Source organism: Streptomyces megasporus, from assembly GCF_000718985.1.
In the GTDB taxonomy this organism is placed as follows: Bacteria; Actinomycetota; Actinomycetes; order Streptomycetales; family Streptomycetaceae; genus Streptomyces; species Streptomyces megasporus.
The window spans coordinates 58,975-67,902 of sequence record NZ_JODL01000027.1; the positions used below are offsets into that span (position 1 = coordinate 58,975).

The window sequence follows — 8,928 nt, forward strand, 5'->3', positions numbered from 1 at the left end:
TCAACCGGAGACGACGTGTCCACCCCTGACGGCACCTCTCACAACGCCCCGCACGGCGCCCCGTACGACTTCATAGCCATCGGCCTGGGCCCCTTCAACCTGGGCCTGGCCTGCCTCACGGAGCCGATCGACGACCTCGACGGCCTCTTCCTGGAGAGCCGCTCCGCATTCGACTGGCACCCCGGGATGCTCCTGGACGGCGTCACCCTGCAGACGCCTTTCATGGCCGACCTGGTGACCCTGGCCGACCCCACCTCCCCGTACTCCTTCCTCAACTACCTCAAGCAGTCCGGCCGGCTGTACCCGTTCTACATCCGCGAGAACTTCTATCCGCTGCGCGCCGAGTACAACGCCTACTGCCGCTGGGCCGCGAGCCGGCTCTCCTCGGTCCGCTTCGGCCACGAGGTCACCGCCGTCTCCCACGACGAGGAGAGCGGCCTCTACACCGTCACCGCCCGCGACACCACCACCGGAGAGCACACCGAGCACCTGGCCCGCCGACTCGTCCTGGGCACCGGCACCCCGCCCCACGTCCCCGCGGCCTGCGAGGGGCTGGGCGGCGACGCCATCCACAACTCCCGTTACCTGGAACACAAGGAGGCCCTCCAGGCCAAGCGGAGCATCACCGTCGTCGGCAGCGGCCAGAGCGCCGCCGAGATCTACCACGACCTGCTCTCCGAGATCGACGCCCACGGCTACAGCCTCACCTGGGTCACCCGCTCCCCGCGGTTCTTCCCGCTGGAGTACACCAAGCTGACCCTGGAGATGACCTCCCCCGACTACATCGACTACTTCCACGCCCTCCCCGAGGCCACCCGCCACCGGCTGGAGGACGAGCAGAAGGGCCTCTTCAAGGGCATCAACGCGGATCTCATCGACGGCATCTTCGACCTGCTGTACAGCAAGAGCGTCTCCGGTCCCGTCCCCACCCGGCTGCTGACCAACACCGCCCTCGCCTCCGCCTCCTACGACGAGGCGAGCGGCACCTACACCCTCGGCCTCCACCAGCACGAGCAGGACAGAAAGTTCACGCTCACCACCGAGGGGCTGATCCTGGCCACCGGCTACCGCTACCGCGTCCCCGCCTTCCTGGACGGCATCCGCGACCGACTCCGCTTCGACGGCTCGGGACGCTTCGACGTCGCCCGCAACTACAGCGTCGACGTCACCGGCCACGGCGTCTTCCTGCAGAACGGCGCGGTCCACGCCCACAGCGTCACCTCGCCGGACCTGGGCATGGGCCCGTACCGCAACTCCTGCATCATCCGCGACATCCTCGGCCGCGAGGTCTACCCGATCGAGAAGACCATCGCCTTCCAGGAGTTCGGCGCCCCCGAGGGGGACATCGCGTGAGGGACACCGTCTTCCGCCGCGAGGACCCCGAGCTGGGCGAGTTCTCCGTGGTCACCCTCGACCCGAAGGCCGACGCGGCCCTGCTGCTGGGCTGGGTGACCCACCCCAAGGCCGTGTACTGGATGATGCAGAACGCCGACGAGGCCGAGGTCGCCCACGAGTACGGCAAGATCGCCGAACACCCGCACCACGACGCCTTCCTCGGCCTGCACCGGGGCCGTCCCGCGTTCCTCGTCGAACGCTACGACCCCGCGCACGTGGAACTCGCCGGGCTGTACGACCACGAGGAGGGCGACGTCGGCATGCACTTCCTCACCGCGCCCGCCGACCGACCCGTCCACGGCTTCACCCTGGCCGTCATCACCACGGTGATGGCGATGCTCTTCGACGACCCGGCGACCCGGCGCGTGGTCGTCGAACCCGACGTCCGGAACACCGCCGTGCACGCCCTCAACGCCGCCGTCGGCTTCGAGGTCGTCCGGCGGATCGTCAAACCGGAGAAGGAAGCCCTGCTCAGCGTCTGCACCCGCCGACGGTTCGAGGCCGCCGTACGAGGAGCCACCCCGTGACACCCCGCCCCCACGCCACTCACCACGCCACTCACCACGCCGATCCCCACGCGGCCGTGGCCCATCTGACCCCCGAGAACTGGGATGCCGCCGTCCGGCTGCTGCTGCGCAAGGCCCTGTCCGAGTTCTCCCACGAACGCCTGCTGACCCCCACTCCGCTGGGCGACGGCCGCTACGCCGTCACCAGCGACGACGGCCGCGTCGAGTACCGCTTCACCGCTCGGCTGATGGCGCTCGACCACTGGCAGATCGACGCCGCCGGCATCACCCGTCTGCGCGACGGGGCCGAGGCGCCGCTGGACGCCCTCGCCTTCTTCACCGAGTTCCGCGGCGCCCTCGGCCTGAGCGACGAGGTCCTCCCCGTCTACCTGGAGGAGATCGGCTCCACCCTCGCGAGCACCGCGTACAAGCTCGCCAAGGAACCCGTCGGCGCCGACGAGCTCGCCGCCTCCGACTTCCAGGCGATCGAGACCGGCATGACCGAGGGTCACCCCTGCTTCGTCGCCAACAACGGCCGCCTCGGCTTCGGCGTCCACGAGTACCTGGCCTACGCCCCGGAGACGGCCTCACCGGTACGGCTGCTGTGGGTGGCCGCCCACCGCGACCACACCACCTTCACCTGCTCGGCCGACACCGACTACGCCACGCTGCTCCGCGCCGAACTCGGACCGGGCACCCTCGACCGCTTCGCCTCCGTCATGAGCGGCCTGGGCCTGGACCTCGCGGACTACCTGCTGATCCCGGTCCACCCCTGGCAGTGGTGGAACAAGCTCGCCGTGACGTTCTCCTCGGAGGTCGCCGAGCGCCGGATCGTCCTCCTCGGCGAGGGCGAGGACGAGTACCTGGCCCAGCAGTCCATCCGGACCTTCTTCAACACCGGCGACCCCGCCAAGCACTATGTGAAGACGGCCCTGTCCGTGCTGAACATGGGCTTCATGCGGGGTCTGTCGGCCGCCTACATGGAGGCCACCCCCGCCATCAACGACTGGCTGGCCGACTTGATCGCCAAGGACCCCGTGCTGCGCGGCACCGGGCTGAGCGTCATCCGCGAACGCGCCGCCGTCGGCTACCGCCACCCCGGTTACGAGGCCGCCACCGACCGCTACTCGCCGTACCGCAAGATGCTCGCGGCCCTGTGGCGGGAGAGCCCCGTCCCGCAACTGGAGGAGGGACAGCGCCTGGCCACCATGGCGGCCCTGCTCCACACCGACCGCGAGGGGCGTTCGCTGGCCGCCGCGTTGATCGAACGCTCCGGGCTGACCCCCGAGGAGTGGCTGGGCCGCTACCTCGACGCCTACCTCACCCCGCTGCTGCACAGCTTCTACGCCCACGACCTGGTGTACATGCCGCACGGCGAGAACGTCATCCTGGTGCTGGAGGGCGACGCCGTGGCCCGGGTGGTGTTCAAGGACATCGCCGAGGAGATCGTCGTGATGAACCCCGATGCGAAGCTGCCCCCGAAGGTGGAGCGCATCCGCGCCGAGGTCCCCGAGGAGATGCGGCTGCTGTCGATCCTCACCGACGTCTTCGACTGCTTCCTGCGCCACCTCGGCGCGATCCTCGCCGACCGGGGCGTGCTGACGGAGGACGCCTTCTGGCGCACGGTCGCCGAGGCGGTGCTCCGCTACCAGGAGTCCGTGCCGGAGCTGGCCGAACGGTTCGAGCGGTACGACATCTTCGCCGAGAAGTTCGCGCTCTCCTGCCTCAACCGGCTCCAACTGCGCGACAACCGGCAGATGGTGGACCTGGCGGACCCGTCCGGCGCGCTCCAACTCGTCGGCGATCTGAGGAACCCCATCGCCCCCTTCGCACCCGGGAGGGCCTGACCCGGCATGGCGACGACCGATCCGACCGCCGAATCCGCCGGCCCGGTCCCCGGCCACGTGTCGGGGACCGGGCCGGTCGGCGGGCACCCCGCCCGCTGGGCGATCCTCGCCGTGGTCTGCCTCGCCGAGCTCGTGGTGGTGCTCGACAACACCGTGCTCAACGTGGCGATCCCGTCCCTCACCTCCGAGCTGGGCGCGTCCACCGCCGACGTCCAGTGGATGATCAACGCCTACGCCCTGGTGCAGGCGGGTCTGCTGCTCGGCGCGGGCAGCGCCGCCGACCGCCACGGCCGCAAACGGATGCTGCTGGTCGGTCTGGTCCTCTTCGGGGCCGGGTCGCTCGCGGCCGGGCTCGCCGGCTCCTCCGCGCAGCTCATCGCGGCCCGCGCGGGCATGGGCGTGGGCGCGGCGCTGCTGTTGACCACCACCCTCGCCGTCGTCATGCAGGTCTTCGACGCCCACGAGCGGCCCAAGGCCATCGGCATCTGGGGGGCCGTCAACGCCCTGGGGTTCGCCGCCGGGCCGGTCGTCGGCGGACTGGTGCTCGACCACTACTGGTGGGGCGCGGTCTTCCTGATCAACATTCCGGTGGTGCTGATCGGCCTCGTGGCCGTCACGGCCCTCGTCCCCGAGTCCAGGGACCCGCGCGCCGGCCGCCCGGACCTGCCGGGCACGGTGCTCTCCGTCGTCGGCATGACCTCGGTCGTCTACGCCGTCATCACCGGACCGGAGCACGGCTGGACCTCCGCCGACGTCCTCGTCCCGGCCCTGCTCGGCGTCGCCGTCCTGGCCGCCTTCGTCCGGTGGGAACGACGGACGGAGCACCCGATGCTCGACATGTCGCTGTTCCGCGAGCGCCGCTTCACCGGAGCCGTCACGGGCGTCGTCCTGGTCACCTTCGGCAGCGGCGGCGCCCTCTACCTGCTCACTCAGCAGTTCCAGTTCGTCCGCGGCGACACCCCGCTCCAGGCGGGCCTGGACATCGCGCCCTTCGCCCTGACCGTGGGACTGGTGAACTTCACCGGTCTCTCCGCCCGGCTCATCACGCGCCTCGGTCTGCCCGCCGCGATCGCCTCCGGAATGGCCCTGATGGCGGTCGGTCTCGCGGTCGTCGCCCTCGTCGGCGCGGGGGGCTACGGCGGGGTGCTGTTCGGGCTCGTCCTGATGGGCGCCGGCTGTGGCTGCGCCAACCCGGCCATCGCCGAGGCCATCATGAGCGCCATCCCCAAGGAGCGGGCCGGCGCGGGCGCGGGGGTCAACGGCACGCTGGTGGAGATGGGCACCGGCCTGGGCGTCGCCGTGCTGGGGGCCGTCTTCGTCTCCCGGTTCGACGCCCTGCTGCCGGGCTCCGTGGACACCGCCGAGTCGCTGCCCGCCGCCTTGGCGCAGGCCTCGGGAGGGGCGGAGCGCGCCTCGGTCACCGAGGCGTTCGCCGCGGGGCTCCAGACCGGCCAGCTGGCCGGGGCCGCGGCGGTCCTGCTGGGCGGCTGCGTGGCCGGGGTGCTGCTCCACCGCGCCGCGCGGCCCGCACGGGAAGCGGCCACGGGGCCGCCTCCCCTGTCGAGAGAAGGGTGACGAGGTGGGCATGGAGATCCTCCGGGACGCCTGGGGCGTCCCACACCTGCGCGCGGACGACGCGAACGGGCTGGCCTTCGCCCAGGGACACAACGCGGCCGTGGACCGCGCCTGGCAGATCGAGGTCGAACGGCACCGCGTCCAGGGCACCACGGCGGCGTTCCTCGGCGCCGAGGCCGTCCCCTGGGACCGGTTCGCGCGGCAGGCCCGGTTGGAGGACACCGCCCGGCGGTGCCTGGCCGCCCTGGAACGGAAGGACCCCGAGACCGCCTCCTGGGTGCGCGCCTACGTCGACGGGGTCAACGCCGGCCTCGCCGAGGGGGCCCGTCGAGCGCCCGAGTTCGCCGCGACCGGGCTCGCTCCCGGTGTGTGGCGGCCGTGGACGCCGTTGGGCGTCTGGCTCTCCACGCACGTGCTGTTCGCGGGCTTCCCCGCCAAGTTCTGGCGCGACACCGTGACCCGTCGGCTCGGCCCCCGATGGGTGGGGGTGTTCGCCGGCGACGGTCCCGGGACCTCCGGCAGCAACGGCTGGCTCGTCACCGGGGACCGCACCGCCGGCGGTGCCGCGATCATCGCCGGGGACCCCCACCGGTTCATCGAGGCTCCGGGGATCTACCAGCAGGTCCGGCTGGTCTGCCCGGAGTTCGACGTGGTCGGGCTCGCGGTCCCCGGTGTCCCCGGCATCGCCCACTTCGGCCACACCGGCCACGTGGCCTGGGCCATCACCAACGCCATGGCCGACTACCAGGACCTCTACCTCGAACGGCTGCGACGCACCGGGCCGGACGGCACGGCGGTGGAGGCCCTCGGCCCGGACGGCCTGCGGCCCGCCGCGCGCCACGTCGAGACCGTCGAGGTGGCCGGCGCCGACCCCGTGACGGTCGAGGTGATCGAGACCGAGCGCGGTCCCGTCGTCGTCGACGGCCCCGACGCCCGGGCGTGGGGAGCGGAAGCCGTCGAGGGGACCGAGAACGCCGAGGACGCCGAGGACGCCGAGGATCCGGACGCCTTCTGGGCGATCGGCCTCCGCCACCCCCCGCGCGTCCGCGAGGACCTCGGCTTCGGCGTGCTGCCCGCCCTGCTGCGGGCCCGGAGCGTCGCCGACGTCGACCGGGCCCTGGACGGCTGGGTGGAGCCCGTCAACGTCGTTCTGGCCGCCGACACCGCGGGTGGGACGCTGCACCGGGTGGCGGGCGTCGTCCCCGTGCGGCATCCGGACAACCGACGGCGTGTCGTGCCCGCCTGGGACGCCCGGTACGCCTGGCGGGGCTGGTACGGGCCGATGCCGCGCGCACGCGTCGAGGGCATCGCCGTCATGGCCAACGAGCGGGGGCTCGCCGAGCTCCTCGGCGTCGAGTTCGCGCCGCCGCACCGGGCCGCGCGCATCCGAAAGTTGCTGGAGGAGTCGGACCGGTGGTCCGCCGAGGACATGGCCGCCGTCCACCGGGACACCCACCTGGCCTCGGCCGCGCCCCTGTTGGACCTGCTGGACCGGATCGACCCCGCGGAGCTGGGCCCCGACGCCCGCCGGCTGCGGGAACGGCTGCTGCGCTGGGACCGCCGGATGGAGGCGGACAGCGTCGACGCCGCGTCGTTCGCCGCCGTCCGCCACGAGACCGTGCGGCACTTGGCCGACCACCCGCGGCTCCGCCCGCTGGCGGACCCGCCGCCCGTCCCGGAGGTGTTCCGGCCCTGGCTCGCGCTCCTCCCCCGTGTCGGTTACGCCCTGGAGCACCTGTTGACCACGGAACTGCTGCCGCTCGCCGACCGGGTCGGGGTGGTGCGGGCGGCCGTCGAGGAGGTGGCGGCACGCCAGGCGGTCGCGGACGGCCCGCCGGCGCGGTGGGGCGACACGCACCGGCTCGCGCCCTGGCAGGCGCTCCCCGCCGAACCCCCCGAACCCTGGCCCGCCCTCTCCGGCGACCACGACTGCGTGCTGGCGACCTCCAGCGTGCCCGGCGTCACCGACCTCGGCGCCCGCGCCTCCGCCGCCCGCTACGTCTGGGACCTCGCCCGCCGCGAGGACAGCGCCTGGGTGGTGCCGCTCGGCGCGTCGGGCGTGCCCGGTCATCCGCACCACCGTGATCAGCTTCCGCTGTGGGCGCGGTGCGAGCTCGTCCCGGTCGTCACCGACCGGGCACGTCTGGTCCGGGAAGCCGGCGCCCCCTCCGACCGACCCGACCGATCCGACCGATCCGACCGAGGAGAGATGTGACCCCCGACACCGCACCCGACGGCGCGTCCGCGCCCCGGCGCCGCGAGGCCGTGTACGAGAGGCACGTCGACGGCTTCGGCACGGTCCGCGTCACCCCCGTGGACCCGGCCCGCGACATCGACCTGCTGTACGGCTGGGTGACGCAGGAGAGGGCCCGTTTCTGGGGGATGCGCGACCACACCCGCGCCCAGGTCCTGGAGATCTACGAGTACCTGGATTCCCTGTCCACGCACCACGCGTACCTGATCCACCGCGACGACCGGCCGGTCGCGCTCTTCCAGACGTACGAGCCGGACGCCGACCCGATCGGCAAGTACTACGAGGTGCGGCCGGGGGACTTCGGCTTCCATCTGTTGATCGGTCCCGTGACGGGCGTCCCGGAGCCGGGCTTCACCGACACCCTGGTGAGGACCTTCCTCGCCCATGTGCTGGCCGAGGACCCCGCCCGCAAGCGGATCGTCGCCGAGCCCGACGCCCGCAACGAGAAGGCCATCGCCCGTCTGCTGCGGACCGGCTTCGTCCTCGGCCCCGAGGTCCGGCTGCCGGAGAAACCGGCTCGGATGGTCTTCCTCGACCGGGACGACTTCCTCGCCCGCACCGTCGGCTGAGAAGTGGGCGGGGTCGGCTCGCCGGTCCCCCGCCCACCCGCTCGGCACTCGCTTCCCCGCTCGGCGCCATGGCCACCGGCCCGGTTCCGTCCGCACCCCCTTCAAAGTATCTCGCTCGCGAGAGAGATATGGTGTGGGTCTGCCGCCCTCCCGCGCAGCGGGCATGCGGCGGCCCGGACACCGTGAGGAGGCGGAAGATGGCCGTAGGCGAACCGATGACGAGGACGGCCCCACCCGGGACCGCGCCCCCGACCTCGCGGAAGAGGCGGGCGGGGAGGCTGGTGGTGAAGTGGCCGACCAGCACCGATCACAAGACGATCGGCACGATGTACCTGGTCACCTCGTTCTTCTTCTTCTGCGTCGGCGGCCTCCTGGCCCTGTTCATGCGCGCCGAACTGGCCCGTCCGGGACTGCAGATCATGTCGAACGGACAGTTCAACCAGGCGTTCACCATGCACGGCACGATCATGCTGCTGATCTTCGCCACCCCGCTGTTCTTCGGGTTCGCGAACTGGATCATGCCGCTGCAGATCGGCGTGCCCGACGTGGCGTTCCCGCGGCTGAACATGTTCTCGTACTGGCTGTACCTGCTCGGTTCGCTGATCACCATCAGCAGCATGTTCACTCCGCAGGGCGCACCCGACTTCGGCTGGACCGCCTACGCTCCCCTGTCCGACACCGTGCACACCCCGGGCGTGGGAGCGGACCTGTGGATCATGGGCCTGGGCCTGAGCGGCTTCGGCACCATCCTGGGCTCGGTCAACTTCATCACCACGATCATC

At 72.0% G+C, this 8,928-nt stretch carries 7 protein-coding genes; all 7 read left to right on the plus strand.

The genetic code is table 11. From position 1 onward, the window contains the following. Positions 1–15: 15 nt before the first annotated feature. Positions 16–1,353, plus strand: coding sequence for a lysine N(6)-hydroxylase/L-ornithine N(5)-oxygenase family protein (locus tag IF47_RS0121155; RefSeq protein WP_051718008.1), 1,338 nt, complete (start codon positions 16–18; stop codon positions 1,351–1,353). Next, entirely contained in the window at positions 1,350–1,922 is a 573-nt protein-coding gene (locus IF47_RS0121160; RefSeq protein ID WP_031510481.1) for a GNAT family N-acetyltransferase, read from the plus strand. Before IF47_RS0121155 ends, IF47_RS0121160 begins: the two co-directional genes overlap by 4 nt. Then, positions 1,919–3,748, plus strand: coding sequence for an IucA/IucC family protein (locus tag IF47_RS0121165; RefSeq protein WP_051718011.1), 1,830 nt, complete (start codon positions 1,919–1,921; stop codon positions 3,746–3,748). The genes IF47_RS0121160 and IF47_RS0121165 overlap by 4 nt, the downstream gene beginning before the upstream one ends. Positions 3,749–3,754: 6 nt before the next feature. Continuing rightward, positions 3,755–5,323 (plus strand): DHA2 family efflux MFS transporter permease subunit, encoded by a 1,569-nt coding sequence (locus IF47_RS0121170; RefSeq protein ID WP_078592016.1) that lies wholly within the window; start codon positions 3,755–3,757, stop codon positions 5,321–5,323. Between the two features lie 10 nt (positions 5,324–5,333). Next, positions 5,334–7,538, plus strand: coding sequence for a penicillin acylase family protein (locus IF47_RS0121175; RefSeq protein ID WP_051718013.1), 2,205 nt, complete (start codon positions 5,334–5,336; stop codon positions 7,536–7,538). Then, positions 7,535–8,146 (plus strand): GNAT family N-acetyltransferase, encoded by a 612-nt coding sequence (locus IF47_RS0121180; RefSeq protein WP_031510485.1) that lies wholly within the window; start codon positions 7,535–7,537, stop codon positions 8,144–8,146. Before IF47_RS0121175 ends, IF47_RS0121180 begins: the two co-directional genes overlap by 4 nt. Before the next feature lie 215 nt (positions 8,147–8,361). Further along, the coding region (locus IF47_RS0121185) for a cbb3-type cytochrome c oxidase subunit I (RefSeq protein WP_245641184.1) at positions 8,362–8,928 on the plus strand (567 nt) is incomplete at its 3' end.